Origin of the sequence: Thermaurantimonas aggregans, from assembly GCF_003851885.1 — a bacterium.
Lineage (GTDB): Bacteria > Bacteroidota > Bacteroidia > Flavobacteriales > Schleiferiaceae > Thermaurantimonas > Thermaurantimonas aggregans.
The window spans coordinates 1-21,262 of the sequence record NZ_BHZE01000012.1 but is presented as its reverse complement, the minus strand read 5'-3'; the positions used below and the strand labels follow the sequence as shown (position 1 = coordinate 21,262).

Here is a 21,262-nt window from a genome sequence, read left to right as displayed (position 1 = left end):
CGGTTTTCTTTACTTTAGAGAAGGCCGGGATTTTTTATCCTTCCAAATCAACACCCTGCTGCGAATCAGACTGGCAGCAATTGAAAGAGCGAGTATCAATACCACTACCATCAACGACTCAAAGGCCTGGATGCCCCACAGGTCGAAGTAGTGCTCAAATACTAATTTAAGGCCAATGAAAATCAATAATATACCAAGCCCATACGTCAAGTAGTGAAATAAATCGACCACCTTGGCCAACAGAAAAAACAAACTCCTAAGTCCCAAAATAGCAAAAATATTGGAAAAAAAGACGATATACGGGTCTAACGTGATGGAAAAAATGGCCGGAACGCTGTCCACAGCAAAGATGATATCGCTGAATTCCACCAACAGAAGTACAATAAAAAGTGGAGTGACGTACGTCTTTCGGTCGTCGGGGTGGCGAAACATGAGCAGCGACTTCACATTGCGTGGAAATACGTTGAGATACTTGCTGGTGAGCCTCACCAGTGGATGACCTTCGGGGGTGATGTCTTCGTCTCCCTTCTTGCTGGTCAGCACCTTAAATCCCGAATACATCAGAAATGCACCAAATAGGTACAGCAAAAAGTGAAACCGCTGAATCAACTCCGCCCCAAGAAAAATAAAGGTGAATCGAAAGATGACAGCCCCTAGGATGCCCCAGATCAAAATGGTCTTGTAATCCCTTTTTCGCACCCCAAAATTTCTGAATATCAATAAAATCACAAACAGATTGTCGGCCGAAAGGCTGTACTCGATAAAATAACCTGTCAGATACTCCAAAGCGATGAGATTCCGATATCTCTGCAGGGCCTGGTCGAAGCTCAAACCTGTAATGTCCAGTTTTTGTCGGTATTTTTCTGTGATGTATAAAATCTCGTCAATTGACTTCGGATTGTGTATCCAATGACCGTAAAATTTCAAAAAAAAGTAAAATCCAATGGATAACCCAAACCAAACAGATGTCCAGACAAGCGCTTCACGAAAGGACACCTCATGTTTTTCTCGCTGGAAAACGCCTAAATCAAAAGCAAGAATCAGGAAAATAACCCCAATAAATACAGCAAAAAAAATTTGTTCGCTCATACAGTATCTTGAGGCAAAAGTATCTTAGCCTACATCTGAAGAGGCAGGTTCAACGCACTACAAGTGTTCTAATTATTCGTTAATTCAGATTAACAAGCCATTTGCCCAAATCGGATTTAATCACTACGACAGACTTCGAATAATTAAGAATCCTGTCAATGGTGGACTTTTTAGGCTTTATAGAATTTTTAGGCGATTTTTTTTGTGAGGGGGTAGCAGTTTGTTGCATAGGCACACATTTAATTTGTTTGCTTGTTGTATAACGGCTGATATTGGTCTATTATTTCAATTGCGAATTATTAAATACATTTTTATGCTTTCCGAAGAAAGTTTGATTTTTTTAGAAAAATTGCGTCAGAACAATCACAAAGAATGGTTTGCGCAACATCGCGATGCCTATGAGCAGTACCGACGTGAATTGCTCTCAGCGGCTGAGTATATTTTAAACTCGTTAAAATCAAACGACCCTGAACTTGCCAATACCAAGCCTGTTCAATGCCTATTCAGAATAAACCGCGATATACGCTTTTCAGCTGACAAAAGGCCTTATAAAACCCATGTTTCACTCGGCTTTGCCCCTGATGGTCGCAAGGGCGACTTAGCCGGCTACTACGTGCACTTCGACCTCGAAGAGAGCTTTGTAGGTGGTGGCGTTTACATGCCTCCTGCTGATGTGCTGAAAAAAATCCGAAACGACATTGACCTTTATTGGGAAGAATTTTCTGAAATTTTAAACGATGAAAAATTTAAAGCGATTTATCCTGATCTGGATTTCGAAGAGCTCTGGACGCTGACTCGACCCCCTAAAGGATATGACGAAAGCAATCCGGCCATCAAATACCTGAAGCTAAAGTCTTTTACGGCTACACACTCTTTGAACTACAGCCAGCTATCAGATCCTGATACGCTTCCCATGCTTGTAGAGCACCTTTTGCCGCTGAAGCATTTTATCCAATTTCTCAATCGAGCCATACAATCTGACGACGAGCCTGATGTGATTTTAAAGCCTTTTTATAAAATCTAACACAATACGTTACCTAGGTCACATCGTACATTTGTTAAAACCATTCGGTATGGAACGCTACATACTTACCACCCAGCAAAAAGCGCTAAAAATTAACCTCAATAGTCAGATTTATGGCACTTTTGCTGAAATAGGTGCTGGTCAGGAGGTAGTACGCCACTTCTTCAGAGCGGGTGGTGCTTCAGGAACGGTCGCAAAGGCTATGAGCGCGTACGACAAGGACTTTAGTGACGCCATCTATGGTCGTGAGCCCGACGGCCGATATGTGACCGAGAGTCGCCTTCGCAAAATGCTTGCGCAAGAATACAGACTTGTAGAAGAGCGCATCGATCGGTCGAAAAATCCGGATAAGTGCTTCTTTACTTATGCCAATACAGTAGCGACCATTGACTTCGCCAAGCGCTACAAGGGCCATGGGTGGATGGGCTGTAAATTTCAGCTGACACCTGACAGTCCGCCCAATGAGGTAATTTTTCACGTAAGGCTTAAAGAAAATGAGGCTGTTCTGCAGCAAGAGACCATCGGCATAATGGGGGTAAACTTGATTTACGCCTGCTTTCACATCATCAATGACCCGAATGAGCTGCTCAAATCACTCTACGACAACTTGTCGCGCGATAAGGTTGAGATCGATATGATCAATGTTTCGGGTCCTGATTTCGAAGGTGTGGACAATCGCTTGCTCTCCTTGCAGCTAATCAAAAACGGCTTTACAGATGCTGTGATTTTTGGACCTGATGGCAACAACCTCTTGCCTGCCGGCTTATTGTACAAGAAAAATATTCTTGCCCTTCGCGGAAGTTTCCGCCCTGTGACCAAGGTAAACATGGATATGATGAAAAAGGGCTATGAATACTTTTTACGCGATCCAAGAGTGAAAAAAGACAATGTAGAAGTACTCTTTGAAATCACCCTAAACAACCTGCGCGCCGAAGGCGAAATCGATGAGCAAGACTTCCTCGACAGAGCTGAAATATTGTGTTCGCTTGGCTATAAAGTTCTGATTTCCAACTTTCAAGAGTATTACAAGCTCGTGCACTATTTCTCTGAGTTCACCAAAGCACGGATGGGCATCATTTTGGGAGTGTCAAGCTTAAAGGACGTTTTTAACGAAAAGTACTATCGCTCATTGCCTGGCGGCATTTTGGAAGCCATGGGCATTATGTTTTCTCGTGATTTAAAAATTTACGTATATCCCTCAAAACCAACAGAAGACAGTCCGCTGGAAACCACTCAAAACATGTGGGTACACCCAAGGCTACGACCTCTTTTTGAATATCTCACCTTCAATGGACGCATCAAAGACATTGAGACGTATGATCCCAATATTTTACACATCTTTTCACCCAGAGTGTTAAGGATGATTAAAAAAGGTGAACCTGGATGGGGCGATATGCTGCCTGAAGGCGTAGAAGAGATTATTCGTTCGAAGCATCTTTTTGGTTATAAGGAAGTTGAGGCTCCGGCTGAGAACGTTTAAAATTTATTACTTTTGACTTGTGCAAAAAAGTTTCGTTCGTATATTTGCAGCCCGATTTCAGGGAATTGCCCGATCGTCTAATGGCAGGACTACGGATTTTGGTTCCGTCTGTGTTGGTTCGAATCCAGCTCGGGCAACCATGTAAAAACCCGCTCTCTTAAGAGTGGGTTTTTTATTTTGTAGCTTTAAAAAAACCCCGGCAGAAACCGGGGTTTTTCGTTAACTTATGTGCTGTACTTATCACAAATGGATTACTTCCCCATAAGCATCAGCAGTGGCTTCCATAATGGCCTCGCTCATAGTGGGATGAGGATGTACAGACTTTATGATTTCGTGACCTGTAGTTTCAAGCTTGCGCGCGACTACAGCCTCGGCAATCATTTCCGTTACATTGGCACCAATCATGTGGCATCCGAGAAATTCGCCGTACTTGGCATCGAAGATCACTTTCACAAACCCATCTTTATGCCCTGCAGCTGATGCTTTTCCGCTGGCAGAAAATGGGAATTTACCCACGCGGATTTCATAACCGGCTTCGCGAGCAGCCTTTTCGGTGTATCCAACACTGGCAATCTCCGGTGAGCAGTAGGTGCAGCCCGGAATGTTGTTGTAATTAAGCGGTTCCGGATTGTGACCAGCAATTTTTTCAACACAGATGATGCCCTCAGCTGAGGCGACGTGAGCCAATGCTTGTCCTGGCACGCAATCGCCAATAGCATAGTATCCGGGAACATTGGTGCGATAATATTGATCAACGACGATTTTGCCCTTCTCGGTTTTGATTCCCACCTCTTCGAGACCGATGTTTTCGATATTGGCCACAATGCCTACGGCCGATAGCACCACGTCGCATTCAATAACTTCTTCGTTTTTTGGCGTTTTTACGGTTACGCGCACGCCATCGCCAGAAGTATCAGCTTGGGTTACCTCTGAGGAAGTAAGAATTTTGATACCCATTTTTTTGAATGAGCGCTCTAGGGCTTTTGAAATCTCTTCATCTTCCAGAGGTACGATGTTGGGCATGTATTCTACGATTGTCACATCTGTTCCCATTGAAGCGTAGAAGTAAGCAAACTCCACCCCGATAGCACCTGAACCTACTACGACCATCTTTTTGGGCTGTTTGGGTAAATTCATAGCTTCGCGATACCCTATGATCTTTTTGCCGTCTTGGGGCAGATTGGGCAACTCGCGGCTGCGTCCGCCGGTAGCTATGATGATGTGCTTGGCCGAATACTCGGTCTTTTTACCTTCAGCATCAGTTACTTCCAGCTTATTGCCCGGCTTCACTTTGCCGTAGCCCGAGATCACGGTAATCTTGTTTTTCTTCATCAGGAAGTTCACCCCATTGCTCATACCAGCGGCTACCTGACGGCTGCGCTTGATCACCGATTCGAAATTTGGTACCGCTTCGCCATGAATTTCGATGCCGTAGTCTTTTGCGTGCTTTATGTATTCGAAAACGTTGGCACTTTTTAGCAAGGCTTTGGTAGGAATACAACCCCAGTTGAGACAAATGCCGCCGAGCGATTCTTTCTCTACTACGGCTACCTTCATGCCCAACTGCGATGCTCTGATGGCAGCCACATAGCCGCCGGGCCCTGTGCCTAATACGATGAGGTCAAAGTTCATTTTTCTTAAATTAAAAAATTAACCGTGCGAAAGTAGTTTATAATCGCTTGTGAGGCTATTAAACGGTTGGTTAAGTCGGGTGTAGAGCACTCATTTTTTAGTCTGCATGATTCTGGTTTCGCAGATTCAAACTTTTTAAAATCAAACATTTAACATGGAACTGTACTTCAAAATTTTTCTTGAAACAAACTATCTGCAATGCCCGTACCTTTGTAGGTACCACATGTTTTACTATGCACACCACCACAGCAGTAAATAAAGGCACCGAATCGCACCTGGAACTTCCGCATGAGCAACATTTTTCAGCCTTCAGGCATCATATTCTGGGGCATAATGCAACCTTAAAAACTCCTTATGGCGAAAAGCCCCTGGTTTATGCCGACTGGATCGCCAGCGGGCGATTGTACCGACCTATTGAAGAGTGGCTGCTGAATCAAGTGGGACCAATGGTGGCCAATACACATACCGAGACCAGCTATACCGGCGCTGTAATGACCCATGCCTACCATATGGCACGTGAGCTAATAAAACGCAGCGTAAATGCCGGACCCGACGATGTGCTTATAGCTGTAGGTACAGGTATGACAGCAGCAGTCAACAAATTTCAGCGCATCCTGGGGATGAAGTATCCGGATTGTCTCAAAGATTACTTCACAATACCCGACGAGGAGCGTCCGGTCGTGTTCATCACCCATATGGAACACCACAGCAACCAGACCTCCTGGCTCGAAACCATCGCTCATGTGGAACTGATAAAAGCCAATGCCGATGGGTTGGTTGACCTCAATCACCTCGACGAATTGCTCCACAAACACAAACACAGAAAATACAAATACGCATCCGTAACCGGCTGTAGCAATGTGACTGGCATCGAAACACCCTACTACGATATAGCCGAGCGCATGCATAAAGCCGGAGGATGCTGTTTTGTGGACTTTGCCTGCTCAGGTCCATATGTCGAAATTGACATGCACCCAGCCGATAGACCCTTAGCCTGGCTGGATGCCATCTTTTTAAGCCCTCACAAATTCCTTGGAGGACCTGGGACTCCAGGTATTTTAATTTTCAACAAAAAGTACTACCGACTTAAGTCACCAGATATTCCCGGAGGTGGTACTGTCACATGGACAAACCCCTGGGGCGGACACAGTTACTACGACGACATAGAAGTGCGCGAAGACGGTGGAACGCCTGGATTTTTACAACTGCTAAAGGCTGCCAAAGCTTTTCAACTAAAGGAACAGCTTCAGCCAGCCAAAATTCGAGAGCGTGAGCATGCAATGGTCGAATATATCTTCGATCGCCTGGAGCGCATTCCAGGCTTACACATCCTGGCTGGCAACAATCGCGTGCGGCTCGGAGCAATATCCTTTTACATCGATGGATTACACTACAATCTCGGCGTAAAGTTGCTCAACGATCTGTATGGCATTCAGGTGCGCGGTGGTTGCAGTTGTGCTGGTACTTACGGGCACTACCTGCTCGGTGTGGACGAAGAAAAGTCAAAGATGATCACTGATTTAATTGATCGCGGTGATCTTACCTTAAAACCCGGTTGGATACGCTTGTCTCTACACCCGGTAATGACGGCTGATGAGCTCCGCTACATAGTCGATGCTATCGAAGATGTAGCACTTAATTTTCGAACCTATCAACAGGCATACACGTATCACCCCTCATCAAATACTTTTACTCATACAAGTGAACAGCAAAGCCCTGAACACCATCTGGCTGCCAGTTGGTTTGAGTAATGATGGAAAATAAAGCAGACTTGATTTATCTCGATTACGCATCTACCACGCCCCTTTGTACTCCTGCCAGGCAGGCGATAGTACAAGCTACCGAAATTTGGGGGAATCCTTCCAGCTTGCACGGTTTTGGGCGTAAAGCCAAGGCACAAATCGAGCTCGCACGCCGACAAATGGCTAATCTGCTCAATGTTTTACCCTCCGAATTGTACTTTACTTCCGGAGCAACTGAATCAGCTAATTGGGTATTTTCCATGGCTTTTAAAGCGGGGGTGCGTACTTTCATCACCTCACCAATTGAGCACAAAGCCACACTTGAAGCTGCTACACAATGGGTGCAGCTGGGTGCCACCGTTCATCACCTTCGTTTAACACCTGAAGGTGAATACGACTTGAACCATCTCGATGAAGTGCTTACAGGGGTAAAAGGGCAGGCTTTGGTTGCATTGCTTTGGGTGCACAATGAGCTGGGTAACATCACACCCATTGAGGAGGTTTCAAACATCTGTCGGAAGCACAAAGCTCTACTGTATATCGACGGTGTACAAGCGATCGGAAAATATTTAGTCGATTTTCATCAGGCTGATTTCCTTTCAGGCTCTGCTCACAAGTTTTATGGGCCTAAAGGCACGGGCTTTTTGTTTATCCACAAATCAGTTCAGAAAAAATCGCCCCTAATTGCCGGTGGAAGTCAGGAACGCAGCTTGCGTGGTGGTACAGAGGCTGCTCTTTTAATTCCAGCAATGGCTGCCGCACTCGAATATACTTTCTCTGCTGCCCAAGAGATGCTCACTCGATTTGCGGAACTCACTTCCCATTTAATCAAAATGCTTGAACCACTTCAACCCATTTTTAATGGCCCAAAACCACTCACAGAGGCTCATTACCCTGGCATTCTAAATATTAGTGTACCTCAGGAGACAGACACTGGCCGCCTGCTCTTTGCTCTTGACCTGGCAGGTGTGGCAGTTTCAGCCGGCAGCGCCTGCAATAGCGGAAGTCTTAAGCCTTCACATGTCATCTCTCATTTGTATCCAGAGCTCATTTCACTGGCTAATCTGCGCATTTCGTTAGGTATGGGCACTACTGAAAATGAGATTGCGCGTTTTGTACAAATTCTTACCACCTGTCTACAGAATTAATGCTGATGAGGCTGCAAAAGAGCAGATAAAGCAATACCAGTCGCTACAGCCACATTTAGCGAAGCAGTAACCCCTTGCATAGGAATTTTTACTTCTACAGAGCAGAGCTTGCGCAGATCGGTAGCAATTCCATTTTCTTCATTTCCCATCAAGAGGGCAAAAGGCAATTTCACTTCTGTTCTGTAAATGGATTGATTGGCTTTTTCGGTGCAAGCAATCGTCGTAAAGCCGCTTTCGTTCAAAAAGCGCAAGGTATCGCGCAGGTTGTTTTCTCTGCAGATGGGTAAGCGCGACAAAGCACCAGCGGAAGCCTTCATGGCATCGCTGTTTACAGAAGCACTTCCTTTTTTGGGAATGACTACTGCATGTGCACCCAGGCACTCTGCCGTGCGAACGATTGAGCCGAAATTTCGTACATCTGTCACGCGATCAAGTATTACCAATACAGGTAATATTCCTTCAGATAAAAGTTGAGGTACAAGTGTTTCAACGTTGGTAAACTCAACCTCGGCAAGCCATGCTGCTACGTATTGATGGTTTTTGTTTTTTATAAAATGAAATTTTTCAGCTGGTACCTCTTGCACATAAACCCCACGGGCTTTTGCCTGTTGTTTTATTTCTTTTACAATGGGTAGCTCGTGCTGTTTTTTTACAATGATTTTATCAATGCTTTTACCTGCCAATAAGGCTTCTAGTACTGGCCTAGAACCAAAAATAAGGGTATCGCTGGTACCGGAGCTGTTGGTCTCTTTCATCTTGTTCACGCTTGATGTCTTTTATAGAATATACCCGTCCGTTGCGCCAGGCATCGACTGCCTGTCCCCAGATGAAGCGGTAGTTTTCATTGCGTTCGAGAACGTAATAAAAGCCTGAAAAAGGCAACTTTGTAAGCATAAAAGTAAATCGGTATTGCAAGGCACTGGAATCGTCGCCGTATATCCACACTTCTCTGTCGGCATAGCGATAAACCACATTTGGAGGCCCAAAAACGATGTAGATCATTCCCCGATCTGTTTTCCAACCTTCTTTGAAAGATGTAAAAAGTTCATTGGCTCTTTGAACTCTTCCATAATAGGCTTTAACCAGATTTTTAGCTCGCTCTATGCTTCCTGCTCTTGATAGCCAGAATTGATCTGCCATAAATTTAATGGAATCAGGCTGTGCGGCCTGGAGTTCAGAAAATTCTTTTTGCGTAGTAAGATATCTGAGCGGTTCTACCAGTTGGTGTCTTTTGTTTATGAGCGGATAGTCATCATCGCGAACCATTATATAGTAGCCTTCCATAGAAGATGTATCGGACTGAAAAAGGTAAAATCCTGGTTTTTTAAAGCGATAACACTTTGAAATACTATCAGTTGTGCCTATAAATTTAAATTCATCGGCATAGATCAACTCATGATCCGTTGAAAATGGTGGCAAAGCAACGGAATAGGATCCATCATAAATTTTCACAAAGACTTTTCTGGAAGAATCTAATCCGTAATGAACACATATTTTATCGCCCAAAAAGGCGGTTTTTTTTAAATAAATATTACCGAACGAATCAATTGGCAAGTAGTAATGAGATGAATTTATTGACTTTCTATCGCTAATTAAAAAATATGGATATTCCAAGTTTCGATGTTCATCGCGTATAGTTAAGACGACTAAAAACTCAGAAAACTCAGGTCTTGTATTTAATTTAAGTGGAATTTTTCCCGCAAGAAAACCTGAATTCTCCGATTTTACTTGTCGAATACGAACACTACCACTGTCCATTACAATGTGAGGCAGTTCATAATTGGGTACCACTACATACTTAAGCAATATGTGCGATTCAAATTGCTGAGTTTCTGAATTACGCACATATAAAAAATCATCTTTTTTTAGTTGGTAGTGTACCAGCGATGAATCTTCATTTACGAGCTGAACATAAAAATTTGGCTGTATTAATACTTCAGCTGGTTGATATAAATAGGCAAAATTGATGTTTGATAAAGTCGATTTTTTACTACCGCAGCTTGTAAATAAAAGATTTACAAGGACGATTTTAAATATAACTAGATTTAAGAAGCTGTTTCTGGCTTTTTGCATTGCTGGTCGGGCATAGCACCACAAAAGCCACACGGCTCGCCTTCTTTGTTGAGATATGGGGAGTTGGATGCGCATGTACCAGCAAATTTACCATCTTTTTTAGCCCAAATTTTTATTGCAATACCAGCAAATCCAATTCCTATTAATACAAATGCTAACAAGAACACTTTCATCATATCGATTTTTTACAAAGATATTAAACGTGTTTTCGACCGTATTGAGTCAGCGAGGTTAACCATGTAAATTTTACATGACGTTAACCACAATAAGTATTTTGTGATTTTAATTTTTGTAAAAATTTAATTTTAAGGCGATTAGGCTTTGAACGTAATTATAATTACAGTAGATTTAGTTTTTCGGTCATATTCCCATCGAGCCTGAATTTCATTTACGCTCAGGCTTCCGCTGCGTTTGCGCTTTTTGAGGGCTTTTTCTACCTGGGCTATGATGCTGTTTACATCGTGAATATCCATACAGCCGGGTGCCAACAGCTCAAAGCGACAAGGCGAATCCTTTGCCTTCGCATGAAATATCCGAATAGCACTCGGAGTGGCTTTCGCGGACTTCTTTGTAGCCAAACGGACTACCTTTGGTAAGATAGACGACGACCTTTGGCTCAGTAGCTTTTGAAACAAAAGCAATTAGAAAAAACAGAATCGCAGTTATTCTTTTCATATGATTTTGTTTTTGTTAAAAATAATATGCTGTTTTTCTAATCCAATTGTCACAACTCTTCCCCAGCGTATTGTCTGAGCAGGTCGAGCACTTCAGCTCCCAGTTGCCAGCGCTTTTCGCTGGGGATGACCACCGGTGTGCCGGTGAAGAGGTGTTTGAGTGCCTGCTCTTTGGGTTCGTTGTACATCCATTCAGGGTATTGACCCTTAATCCACACCACCTTTGCAGGGTCGATGCCCAGTTGCTTTACAAAGCGCTCTTCCATCAGGCGACTGCCGTTGGTGAGCAGGAAGTAGCGGCTGTCTTTTCGCGGGAACTCGCACTTCTGGCAGTACATAGGGTCGATGAAGACGTAGTGTTCGTCGTGGGTAAGGCCCATGATGCGATTGATAGGCATGATTTCTAAGTAGAGGTTGTCGGCCGAGTCTGTTTGAAAGCGCAGGAAGTTGTCTTTGTATACTTCCACCCCGCGGGTATAGGCCATGTGGGAGCGGTTGGGATTTTCGGCATAGGCCGAGGGTTCGCCGTACTCCTGGTAGAGGAAGGTGCGCTGCATCCACATGGAGTCTGGCTCGATGCGCACGAAGTACACGCGGTGGGTATCATTGAGGATGGTGCTCATGACGAAGGCCTTTTCGTCGTAGGGCAGCACCTTGTTGATGCGCCACATGGGTTGTTGGCGCTTAGCGATACGCATGTTGGTGCGGACGTCCATATTTGGGTCGCGGGAGAGGTGGTAGAAGAAGGATTTGATGCTGTCGTTGAGGTAGAGGTCTTCGTCGGGGTCGCGGTAGTAGTGGAGAGTGCCGGTGTGGGTGTCGTACACGTGGAAGGAGAGGGCCATGTTGCGGGCAGCTACGATGTAGCGCTCGCCGAGGAAGCGGATTTTTTCGCTGTTGAAGTGGGTGTAGATGAGGAAGGAATCAACCGGAAAGGCGATGGTGCGGTCTTCGTCGGGCAAATAGACCGACCAGAGCAGTTCAGGTGGATCACTTTCGTTAGGATGTAAATTATATTCATTAGTAGAGTAAAAAATACCACCTTTCGATATTCTGTAATAAGAAGGGCCAAAATTTTTTAATTTTTTGTATATTTTCTTTTTACGAATATCAAGTGAATTGTATGAATATATTCCATAATCATCAATTGAAAAATAGTGAAATAATCCTTTAAAAAATATAGATTTATTACTACTTAAATAATCTGATATTAAATAAAATGATATTTTTTCAACATTAAAATTATCAAAAATTTTTATTATTTTAAATGAATTTATTTTTGGATTTTTATCTATAATCAAGGAAAAAATAGTATCATTGTAATGATAGGCTATATAATTTTTATTTAATGTCTTTTTTTCGTTTAAATTAATCAATATTTGCGAATAGCAAGCACTATAATTTATCATTATTAATAAAATAAGTAATAAAATTGAATACCTATTATTATTCATTTATGAATATTTCAATTATTGAATTTTGAATTGAAGAATCATGATTCCAGACTACTATGTAGTTGTTTAGACCAAATGATCCTGAGTAGACTCCATTTTCAATGTTTATTTGAGCATGATCTATCAAGGAATTAATAATCGATTTATTAAAAAAACCTGGGAGGTATTGAAATTCACACTTCGTATAACCTTTTCCCTCACATTTTAAAGTATGTACATCATTAGAATGAGTTTCATTTAAATCTCTACATCCTTTTTTACCACATCCAGAAATAGAAATTGTAATTATGGGGGTTCCTCCATGGCTACTAAATAAAATTCCAAAAGCTGCAATAAGTAGTAAAATTTTCAATTTTCTCATGGCTTTTTAAGGTTTTGGTTATACACTACAAAAGTGTAAAGAAAATCGGTTACATTTTTTTTTTTTTTTTTCTTAATTTCAGATTTTTTTTTGTGAAAAGGGATGTTTGATTGGTGAAGGGGGATATTTTATTCATGTAATTGATGTAACTAGAAAATAAATTGAACCTACAACCTCAAAAGTGCGGCATCCCGTAAGTTTGCACTCCGATGAGCAATACGTTTGGCAGAATATTGAGGCTGACTACCTTCGGCGAATCGCATGGCCCGGCTATTGGCGGGGTGCTTGACGGTTTTCCGGCGGGCGTTTTCATTGATTTTAATCGCATTCGATACCAGTTGTCTCGCAGGCGACCAGGCCAATCAGCAGTGACCACAGCCCGGAATGAAGTGGATGAGCCGGAATTTCTCTCCGGCATCTTTGAAGGTAAATCGACTGGTGCGCCTATTGCCTTTCTGATTCGCAATGCAGATAAACGCTCAGCCGACTACGAAAGTCTGCGTCAGGTATTCAGACCCGGACATGCAGACGAAACTTACACGGCCAAGTATGGCCATCGCGACCACCGAGGAGGGGGGCGCTCTTCGGCCCGCGAAACGGCCAACTGGGTACTGGCCGGCGCATTGGCTGCGCATCTGCTGCCTCAAGTTGAGGTGCTAGCTTACACCAGTCAAATCGGTGACGTTCGCCTGCCGGAGGATGCTGCCTTTTCGCCGGAAGACGTGGACAAATACTCTACCCGTATGCCTCATGTAGCGGCTTCGACATCGGCCGAAAAACTCATTACCGACTTGAAGGAACAGGGCGAATCCGTCGGTGGAAAGGTGGCTGTGCGCGTCACCGGACTGCCTGCCGGCCTTGGAGAACCCATATTTGACAAACTACACGCCCGACTGGCGCATGCCATGATGACCATTAACGCCACTCGTGCTTTTGAAATCGGCAGCGGTACACGGGCGGCTTCTATGCGCGGAAGCGAGCACAACGATATGCCAGATGACAACCAAACCTTTGCGACCAACCACAGTGGGGGAGTGCTCGGAGGTATCAGTACGGGGCGCGAACTAACCTTTGAAGTTACCTTTAAACCTACAGCCTCTATCGCCAAAGAGCAGAAAGCACTCGATACAGAAGGGCATGTTGTAGATTTGGCTATCCCCGGCCGTCATGATCCGTGTGTGGTGCCACGGGCTGTGCCTGTAGTAGAAGCCTTGACCTGGCTTGTGTTGGCTGATTTTTATTTGTTAAACCGAATTCATACGCTGTATTGAAAGCATTTACAAGACTCCCACTACACTGGAAAATCTTAATCGGCATGCTGCTGGGCATTGTCTATGCAGTAGTGTCCGTGATGCTCGGCTGGCAAAGATTTACGGCCGATTTTATTGCTCCATTTGGCACCATTTTCATGAACTTGCTCAAGCTCATTGCCGTACCCCTGGTGCTCTTCAGCATCATTAGCGGTATTGCCGGACTTGGATCGCCTGAGTCCTTAGGCCGTTTGGGGCTAAAAACCCTGGCCATTTACTTAGGCACCACTGTGCTGGCTGTGAGTTTGGGATTGCTGATTGTAAACCTTATAAAACCGGGAGAGAGCCGCGATAGCGCCCTTATGCTCGAAAACCGCATACGCTACGAGCTGTGGAAAAAACAATCGGGCGCCGAAGACCTCGACGACATCTGTCTGACTTGCAAGCCCGAGTACGCTGAACTGACAGCACAAGTAAGCAGCCGAATGAATGGAACGGAAAACCAGGATCTGGTCGCCTCCAAAATCGAAAAAGCCAAGCAAACACAGAATCAAGGTCCATTGGCCTTTCTGGTCGATATGGTGCCCGACAACATCTTCACTAGCCTGAACGACAGCAAACTCATGATTCAGGTTATCTTCTTTGGTATCTTTTTCGGCATTGCGCTGCTGTACATCCCCGGTGAACGGCAGCAGGTGCTCATCGACTTTTTTCAGGCTATTACCGATGTATTTCTGAAGATGGTGGATTTCGTCATGCGCGTATCGCCTTTTTTTGTGTTTGCTCTGATGGCAGGTACGATCAGCCAGATAGCCGGGGATGATGTTTCCAAAGTGTTGCCTGTATTTAGAAGCTTAGGATCGTACACATTGGCTGTAGTAGCAGGATTGGTCATCATGGCTTTTGTCATTTATCCGGCCATCATCCACTTTTTTGCTCCGGGCATTCGCTTTTCAGAGTTTTTAAAAGCCATCAGCCCGGCACAGTTGCTGGCCTTTTCCTCGTCGAGCAGCGCGGCCACCCTGCCCGTGACCATCGAATGTATGGAAGAAAACATGAAAGTGCCTAAAAAATACACTTCCTTCGTACTGCCCATAGGTGCTACCGTAAATATGGACGGCACCAGCCTCTATCAGGCCGTGGCGGTGGTATTTCTCGCCCAGATGCATGGAGTGGAACTTTCGTTGGCGCAGCAACTCACTATAGTACTCACGGCTACACTGGCTTCTATAGGGGCAGCCGCCGTGCCAAGTGCGGGACTGATCATGCTCATCATCGTGCTGACATCGGTCCATCTCAATCCCGCCTGGATTGCCATCATACTCCCCATCGACCGCATTCTCGACATGTGTCGTACCGTAGTGAATGTGACAGGTGACGCAATGGTGTGTACCTTAGTAGCCAAATCTGAATCTCAAACTGAAACTGCCTGAAAAATCTTAAAAAACCATGAAACGCGCCGGAAAAATTTTTCTAATCCTCTTTGCTCTGATTGTGGTCATCGTACTTGTGGCACCATTTGTTTTCAAAGATGAAATCGTCCGACGCTTTAAAGAAGAAGTTAACCAGCAGCTTTTAGCCGATGTAGATTTTGGCGACTTTCGGCTGAGCCTAATACGCGATTTTCCCAATCTTCACTTTGGCGTGCACGATTTTGTCATAACCGGGCGCGACACTTTCGCTGGAGTGGAATTGGCCCGCATCGGTGAATTCGACCTGTCGCTCGACATTCTTTCAGTCTTCAAGGGCGATCAGTTTAAAATCCGCAAAATCGGTATCGAAGATGCCAGCTTTCACCTCATCGCCCTCGACTCCAATCTGGCCAATTACCTCATTGTTCCCACCACTGAAGGAGATACAAAAGCGGAAGAAGATACAACCACTACTACCTTTAGTCTGGCTTTAAAAAAATACTACCTGCGCAACGTAAATTTAACCTACGACGACCGCTATGGTGGGATTTACACCGCTATTCGCAATCTGAACCACGAAGGCCGTGGTGACTTCACCCAAGACATTGTGGATCTCAAGACCAAAACCACCATTGATACCTTCGACTTTCGCACCGGTGGTGTGACCATGCTGCACAAGGTGCGCGTAGCCTCCGACTTCGATGTTCGTGTGAATCAACAGACCATGGAAATCGCCCTCGGCGACAATTTCATTTCGCTCAACGACCTACGGCTCAACTTCAAAGGCCTTATCCGCATGCCCGAAGACGATATCGACCTCGATCTCGAATTCGACGCACCCAACACTTCTTTTAAAAGTATCATCTCTCTGATTCCGGCCATATATTACCAAGACTTCCATCAGCTCACTGCCCGCGGTACCGCCCGGCTCGAGGGTAAAGTGCAAGGTATCTACAACGGCGACAAGGAAATCTATCCAAAATTCAACATCCTCCTCAGCGTTCGTGATGGCTTCTTCAAGTATCCCGACCTGCCTTCGTCAGTGGATGCGGTGAATACAGACATTCGCGTTTCCAACACCGGTGGCAGTCTCGATAATACCCTTCTGTCAGTACCAAGCTTTGCCATGAAGCTGGCTAACAATCCGATTGCAGCCTCCCTTACGGTATCTACCCCGATCAGCGACCCCTATATCGATTTTACGCTTAACGGCAAGCTCGATCTGGCTGAAATCACCCGCCTTGTGCCGCTTGACCCGGGGATGCAGTTGGCTGGCCTCATCGATGCCGCCATCGCTCTGAAGACCAAACTCTCAGCCATCGAATCCGAAAAGTATGACCAGGTAACCGCCGAAGGGCGCGCTACCATCGCCAATTTTGTGTACAGTGACCCCTCCACCCTTACCCTACCGGTCAAAATTGCTTCAGCTGCCCTGCAGATACGGCCCGAAAACTTCCAGCTCGACAATCTGGTCATGACCATCGGTCGTACCGATATCAGTGCCACCGGCCGTTTCGACAATTTACTTTCTTACGTTTTTAAAGACACCACCCTCTATGGTCGCTTCACCGTATCGAGCACCCTTTTTGACCTCAATGAGCTGGCCGACCTATCGGCCGATACTGCTGCCACAGCTACAGCCGACACCGTCGAAAGCAACTACATCCGCTTGCCGGAGAAGATTGACTTCCGCCTTACTGCTCAGGCACAGCGCGTACTCTTTAGTAACTTCGACATAAGCGACTTTTCGGGCGCGATCGCACTTACTGACCAAAAAGCCCTGATGGAGAATGTGCGTATGACCCTCATCGGCGGCCGTGTCTTGCTCAACGGCTTCTATGATTCGAAACCGCAGGTCCCGACCTTCAACTTCTCGATGAACCTGGAAAACTTCGGCTTGCGCCCAAGCTTCCAGACTTTTAACACCATACAATCGCTCGCGCCCATTGCCGAAAATTCAGAAGGCACTTTCAACACCTCATTTACCATCAGTGGCCCCTTGACCCGCGACATGATGCCCGACCTCACCAGAATAAGCAGCACCGGCAGCCTTCGTACCTTCGATGTACTTCTGCGTTCGCAAGCTTTGGCGCAAATCGGTACCTACCTGCGCAATCAAGACTATTCTACTCTCGCCTTGCGCGATGCTAACATTTCCTATAAAATCGAAAACGGCCGCATACATGTAGCTCCTTTTCAGGTGCGCACCGGCAACCTTACTGGTACCATCTCCGGCTCTAATGGCTTGGATCAGACCTTAGATTACGATCTCGACCTCAAAATACCCGGCACAGCCATTCGCGCCGAACAGCTACTTGCATCAATAGGAGGCCGCGCTCCACAAACCATTGACCTCAAGGTAAAAATTACAGGCACCTATACCAATCCTAAGGTCAGCACTTCACTGGGCAATCTCGTTGGCGACCTCGTAAGTCAGGTAAAAGAGCAAGTGCGCGAAAAAGTAGAGCAGAAAGTCGAAGACCTCAAGCAGCAGGTTAATGCCGAAGCCGAGCGCATCATGGCCAATGCCCGCGCTCAGGCCGACCAGATTCTCGCTCAGGCCCAGCAGCAGGCTGACCGCGTGCGTGCCGAAGCCAAAGCAGCTGCTGATCGCCTTCGAGCCGAAGGCCGCACCCAGGCTCAGCGCATACGCGATGAGGCCAAAGGAAACATAATCAAAGAACGCGCAGCCGCCGAAGCCGCTCGTCGGGTAGAGCAAGAGGCTGAAAATAAAGCCCTTAAGCTCGAAGAGGAAGCCAACCGCCGGGCTGAGCAAATCCTACAGCAAGCCCGCGATCAGTCCAATCAAATCCTTTCAGAAGCCGAAAACAAAGCCAAAGTGCGTTAATTGGTATTCTTTTAAAGAATTTACGGCTTTTTTTGTATTTGTTCTGGACAAATCCATGTTTGGATCAAGCCATCCAGCCACGCACATTTTGCTGCCTAGCCTTCTAGGCTAACTACTACTCTGTTCGTCCGATAAGGAGGCTCATGACTAAGCACGCGACAAATCCATCACTTTTATTGTACTTTTTACCATGTTGACGACTTGCTATTTTAAGCACCATACATATGTTCGAATTTCGACTATGAAAGTTGATCCGTTTTTTTACTGCCTGTAAGAATACACGAAAAGTGACTTTTTGTAATTAAAGTTTTAGTTATAAATAAAACGTAAAGTTTTGAATAACGAAAAGATTTGTTGCTGAAAAATGATGTATTCAGATGAAGTATTTGAAATTAGTTTCAAATTTCAATATATACACATTCTGAAAAATATTTTTGTTTTAACGCAATTTCTCTGCATTTCAGTTTGATAATCGAGCAAAGACACAGTTTGTGGTAATCTTAATTTCAACATATGTTAGGACATTTAAATTAATTGCCTTTATTTTGTGATATTAAAAATCATTTTTTCAAAATGAAGAGAATAATACAAATTCTCGTAGTCTTTGTTTTTGCATTTGGCTATCGTGTGCAGGCTACGCACGTAGCCGGGGCGGAAATTATGTATCGCTACATTGGCGATAGTACTAATGTGCCAAGGCAATATCTCGTAATTGTCAAACTATATAGATTGCAGTCATCACCTGTTTCCCTTTCCACCTCAGTAGCCCTATGCGTGAGGTCCAGCTGTTTCAGCACCCTTAACATCAATTTACCTAAAATTCCACCTGCACAGCTCGGCTATACACCCATCACCAGCGGACCTGGAGCAGGCGGATTTATGACCCCTGGGCAAGACGAGTGTGTTTCCACAGCACCCGGTGCAGGTTTTCAAGCCATCGAAACACACTGGTATCAGGGTGTTGTTACCCTACCTCAAAACTGTTCTGATGTGCGCTTCTCGCACTCGGTAGTCTGCTGTCGTAATCCGAACCAAAACCTGGTAAATGCTAACTCTGCAACTCTCTATGTAGAAGCACTACTCAACAGTATGGTTGGTAACAACACTTCACCACAATTCATTACACCTGCAGCAAAATCGTTCTGTACAAACAACTACTTTGTGTGGTCGCAAGCTACCATAGAGCCCAATGGCGACTCTATACGCTACCGCTGGGCGAATCCGCAAGAGGGCAATAACTGTGGTCCAGGCGTTAATATGGCTTGGCAGCCTGGATACTCAGTCAATCAACCTTTTCCCATAGCTCCTGGTACTCAAATCGTTATTGAAAACAACGGAAGTTTTAAGTTTACCACAGGATCGACCACAGGCCTCTTTGTGCTGAAAGTGGAAGTTGAAGAATACAAGTATGACAATATCTTCCTTCAGTGGGTGCTAGTAGGAACCTCACAGCGTGATATGCAGGTAAACTTTGTAAACAACTGTAAACCTGAAGTGCAGAACGGACCTAAAATCGATATCAATCAACCTGGGTATACCAATACCTCTGAACCTGCCGGCGGTTACGTGCATGGGTTTATGTCGAATTACGGGTATCCGCTGCGCAATGATTCAGTGCCTAACCCAAATTCGCCTACCGGTTGGGATAAAATTATTCCCATCGTCCCTTACAATTGTTTTGACAGTGTTGTAGATTTAAAATTTGATGTCAACATTCAATGCGAATCTGTTACCGACGAAGGTTCAGAATTTAGAATTGTAGGACCTGACTCTATCCTAAGACCGGTGATTGGGGTGCAGAAAAATTGCAATGTCGCTCTTGAAACCAAACACATTCAACTAAAACTACATAAACCCTTTACAGTAAATGGCGACTATATTCTGTACATAAAGCAGGGAAATGATGGCAATACCATGCTGAACTCCTGCGGATTCCCGCTGCCAGAGTATTATGCGATTATTATTCGTGTAAATAATTGTCCGAATCCGTTGTACGATTTAAAAAATGTAACTATCGAAAACAACATGCACCCATACATCGAATGGGAAATTGATTCTCCCACCGTCAATATCGCCTACATCGATGGATGGAATGTGTATAGAAGTGATGATAGTGGTCAGACTTTTAATTTCTTAGCCTTCCAAAATGTACCTACCGACTTTTTCTGGAGAGATATTACGCTGAATACACCGGAGGTGAACTCTGGTATTTATCACTACAAGGTACAACTGGTAATGTCGCAGCCATTTTACATAACACGCTCTATCAAGAGCATATTGCTCGATACTTTGTATCAAACCGATTCAGTAATTGCGCTTGTATGGAATCACTACGATGGTTGGCCTAATCCCCGCTACACCGTGGAGATGGGTGTGGAAGATTCAGCAACCCAACAAATAAACTGGCAAAAGGTGGAGATGACAGGCAACCCGACTTTCGATACGACGATGGTGATTCAAAAGCCTTGTGATGGCACTAAAAATCAGGATTACTGGCTTCGAGTAGTAGCCGATGATACTTCAGGCATAAATTGGAAATATACGAGTATTTCGAACTACGAAAAATTTTCGTGCAAAGAGAAGCCAGTACCACCCCCACCTGTATATGAACCCATTGAAATTCCTAATGTAATGACACCAAACGGCGATGGTCTAAACGATGATTTTGTGATCAAAAACATCGAACAGCACAGGAATGCGAAACTGCGCATCATGAACAGATGGGGAGACATTGTTTTCGAAAGCGATAACTATGAAACCGCTACCCCGTGGAATGGCAATCATAGGAATACAGGACAGCCTGTGGCAGACGGTGTGTATTTCTATGTGCTACAGTACCTGAATATGATTACAAATGAGGTAGAAACACGAAACGGAACGATATCGGTTTTTAAATAAATCGTGAAGATTTAAATGCATAAAAAAAGGCGTCCTAAAATTCTCGGACGCCTTTTTCCTGACTTCCGCATTTTAACACCCAAAATTGAAGATTGAAGCTACTTTTTTTTGCTCCTCTGTTAAAAGGATTACTTTGCTAATGGTTTCTTTCGTCTTGGGTGTAGTGATTTCGATTTG

17 protein-coding genes and 1 tRNA gene are annotated in these 21,262 nt (G+C 44.7%); 9 read left to right on the top strand and 9 right to left on the bottom strand.

The features are described from left to right. Positions 1-9: 9 nt before the first annotated feature. A complete protein-coding gene (locus EIP89_RS06905) occupies positions 10-1,089 on the bottom strand; it encodes a TerC/Alx family metal homeostasis membrane protein (protein WP_124397941.1) in 1,080 nt (359 codons plus the stop codon). Positions 1,090-1,402: 313 nt separating this feature from the next. Here EIP89_RS06905 and EIP89_RS06900 point away from each other — a divergent pair, with 313 nt between their 5' ends. From EIP89_RS06900 to EIP89_RS06890, 3 genes are all read left to right on the top strand, one after another. Next, positions 1,403-2,113: a DUF2461 domain-containing protein gene (locus tag EIP89_RS06900; protein WP_124397940.1), complete on the top strand. Its 711-nt coding sequence runs from the start codon at positions 1,403-1,405 to the stop codon at positions 2,111-2,113. A 49-nt stretch (positions 2,114-2,162) separates the two neighbouring features. After that, positions 2,163-3,593, top strand: coding sequence for a TonB-dependent receptor (locus EIP89_RS06895; RefSeq protein ID WP_124397939.1), 1,431 nt, complete (start codon positions 2,163-2,165; stop codon positions 3,591-3,593). Positions 3,594-3,659: 66 nt separating this feature from the next. Continuing rightward, a tRNA-Gln gene (locus tag EIP89_RS06890) sits at positions 3,660-3,733 on the top strand. A 100-nt stretch (positions 3,734-3,833) separates the two neighbouring features. Here EIP89_RS06890 and lpdA read toward each other — a convergent pair. Next, positions 3,834-5,225 carry a dihydrolipoyl dehydrogenase gene (gene lpdA, locus EIP89_RS06885; protein ID WP_124397938.1) on the bottom strand — a complete coding sequence of 464 codons (1,392 nt, stop codon included), beginning with the start codon at positions 5,223-5,225 and terminating at the stop codon, positions 3,834-3,836. Positions 5,226-5,404: 179 nt separating this feature from the next. Between lpdA and EIP89_RS06880 the strand changes: the two genes are divergently transcribed. Together EIP89_RS06880 and EIP89_RS06875 are read left to right on the top strand one after the other, a co-directional pair. After that, entirely contained in the window at positions 5,405-6,976 is a 1,572-nt protein-coding gene (locus tag EIP89_RS06880) for an aminotransferase class V-fold PLP-dependent enzyme (protein WP_307718669.1), read from the top strand. Continuing rightward, positions 6,976-8,115, top strand: coding sequence for a cysteine desulfurase family protein (locus tag EIP89_RS06875; RefSeq protein ID WP_124397937.1), 1,140 nt, complete (start codon positions 6,976-6,978; stop codon positions 8,113-8,115). Before EIP89_RS06880 ends, EIP89_RS06875 begins: the two co-directional genes overlap by 1 nt. Here the strand turns inward: EIP89_RS06875 and rlmB are convergent. From rlmB to EIP89_RS06845, 7 genes are all read right to left on the bottom strand, one after another. Continuing rightward, positions 8,112-8,870: a 23S rRNA (guanosine(2251)-2'-O)-methyltransferase RlmB gene (gene rlmB, locus EIP89_RS06870; RefSeq protein WP_124397936.1), complete on the bottom strand. Its 759-nt coding sequence runs from the start codon at positions 8,868-8,870 to the stop codon at positions 8,112-8,114. The genes EIP89_RS06875 and rlmB overlap by 4 nt on opposite strands. Next, positions 8,818-10,188, bottom strand: coding sequence for a GWxTD domain-containing protein (locus EIP89_RS06865; protein WP_160160552.1), 1,371 nt, complete (start codon positions 10,186-10,188; stop codon positions 8,818-8,820). The genes rlmB and EIP89_RS06865 overlap by 53 nt, the downstream gene beginning before the upstream one ends. Then, positions 10,161-10,361: a membrane or secreted protein gene (locus tag EIP89_RS06860; RefSeq protein WP_124397934.1), complete on the bottom strand. Its 201-nt coding sequence runs from the start codon at positions 10,359-10,361 to the stop codon at positions 10,161-10,163. The genes EIP89_RS06865 and EIP89_RS06860 overlap by 28 nt, the downstream gene beginning before the upstream one ends. A gap of 141 nt (positions 10,362-10,502) precedes the next feature. Further along, positions 10,503-10,661, bottom strand: a complete 159-nt coding sequence (locus EIP89_RS11480) for a hypothetical protein (RefSeq protein WP_160160551.1) — start codon at positions 10,659-10,661, stop codon at positions 10,503-10,505. A gap of 19 nt (positions 10,662-10,680) precedes the next feature. Beyond that, positions 10,681-10,863 carry a hypothetical protein gene (locus tag EIP89_RS06855; protein WP_124397933.1) on the bottom strand — a complete coding sequence of 61 codons (183 nt, stop codon included), beginning with the start codon at positions 10,861-10,863 and terminating at the stop codon, positions 10,681-10,683. 49 nt (positions 10,864-10,912) lie between these two features. Further along, the gene (locus tag EIP89_RS06850; RefSeq protein ID WP_124397932.1) at positions 10,913-12,163 is read right to left on the bottom strand and encodes a hypothetical protein; all 1,251 of its coding nucleotides are present in this window, start codon (positions 12,161-12,163) and stop codon (positions 10,913-10,915) included. Positions 12,164-12,308: 145 nt separating this feature from the next. Beyond that, a complete protein-coding gene (locus EIP89_RS06845) occupies positions 12,309-12,677 on the bottom strand; it encodes a hypothetical protein (RefSeq protein WP_124397931.1) in 369 nt (122 codons plus the stop codon). 209 nt (positions 12,678-12,886) lie between these two features. Between EIP89_RS06845 and aroC the strand changes: the two genes are divergently transcribed. The 4 genes from aroC (at position 12,887) to EIP89_RS06825 (ending at position 21,085) form a co-directional block, all read left to right on the top strand. After that, a complete protein-coding gene (aroC, locus tag EIP89_RS06840; RefSeq protein WP_124397930.1) occupies positions 12,887-13,948 on the top strand; it encodes a chorismate synthase in 1,062 nt (353 codons plus the stop codon). Then, a complete protein-coding gene (locus EIP89_RS06835) occupies positions 13,945-15,360 on the top strand; it encodes a dicarboxylate/amino acid:cation symporter (protein WP_245966116.1) in 1,416 nt (471 codons plus the stop codon). Before aroC ends, EIP89_RS06835 begins: the two co-directional genes overlap by 4 nt. 16 nt (positions 15,361-15,376) lie before the next feature. Next, the gene (locus tag EIP89_RS06830; RefSeq protein ID WP_124397928.1) at positions 15,377-18,187 is read left to right on the top strand and encodes an AsmA family protein; all 2,811 of its coding nucleotides are present in this window, start codon (positions 15,377-15,379) and stop codon (positions 18,185-18,187) included. Positions 18,188-18,760: 573 nt separating this feature from the next. Next, the gene (locus tag EIP89_RS06825) at positions 18,761-21,085 is read left to right on the top strand and encodes a T9SS type B sorting domain-containing protein (protein WP_124397927.1); all 2,325 of its coding nucleotides are present in this window, start codon (positions 18,761-18,763) and stop codon (positions 21,083-21,085) included. The last annotated feature ends 177 nt before the right edge of the window (positions 21,086-21,262 follow it).

Excerpts from the sequence above, each read along its gene's own strand:
- lpdA (WP_124397938.1), bottom strand. The coding sequence starts at position 5,225 with ATGAACTTTGACCTCATCGTATTAGGCACAGGGCCCGGCGGCTATGTG.
- EIP89_RS06905 (WP_124397941.1), bottom strand. The coding sequence starts at position 1,089 with ATGAGCGAACAAATTTTTTTTGCTGTATTTATTGGGGTTATTTTCCTG.
- rlmB (WP_124397936.1), bottom strand. The coding sequence starts at position 8,870 with ATGAAAGAGACCAACAGCTCCGGTACCAGCGATACCCTTATTTTTGGT.
- EIP89_RS06845 (WP_124397931.1), bottom strand. The coding sequence starts at position 12,677 with ATGAGAAAATTGAAAATTTTACTACTTATTGCAGCTTTTGGAATTTTA.
- EIP89_RS06860 (WP_124397934.1), bottom strand. The coding sequence starts at position 10,361 with ATGAAAGTGTTCTTGTTAGCATTTGTATTAATAGGAATTGGATTTGCT.
- EIP89_RS06825 (WP_124397927.1), top strand. The coding sequence starts at position 18,761 with ATGAAGAGAATAATACAAATTCTCGTAGTCTTTGTTTTTGCATTTGGC.
- EIP89_RS06895 (WP_124397939.1), top strand. The coding sequence starts at position 2,163 with ATGGAACGCTACATACTTACCACCCAGCAAAAAGCGCTAAAAATTAAC.
- EIP89_RS11480 (WP_160160551.1), bottom strand. The coding sequence starts at position 10,661 with ATGGATATTCACGATGTAAACAGCATCATAGCCCAGGTAGAAAAAGCC.
- EIP89_RS06900 (WP_124397940.1), top strand. The coding sequence starts at position 1,403 with ATGCTTTCCGAAGAAAGTTTGATTTTTTTAGAAAAATTGCGTCAGAAC.
- EIP89_RS06830 (WP_124397928.1), top strand. The coding sequence starts at position 15,377 with ATGAAACGCGCCGGAAAAATTTTTCTAATCCTCTTTGCTCTGATTGTG.
- aroC (WP_124397930.1), top strand. The coding sequence starts at position 12,887 with ATGAGCAATACGTTTGGCAGAATATTGAGGCTGACTACCTTCGGCGAA.
- EIP89_RS06865 (WP_160160552.1), bottom strand. The coding sequence starts at position 10,188 with ATGCAAAAAGCCAGAAACAGCTTCTTAAATCTAGTTATATTTAAAATC.
- EIP89_RS06855 (WP_124397933.1), bottom strand. The coding sequence starts at position 10,863 with ATGAAAAGAATAACTGCGATTCTGTTTTTTCTAATTGCTTTTGTTTCA.
- EIP89_RS06875 (WP_124397937.1), top strand. The coding sequence starts at position 6,976 with ATGATGGAAAATAAAGCAGACTTGATTTATCTCGATTACGCATCTACC.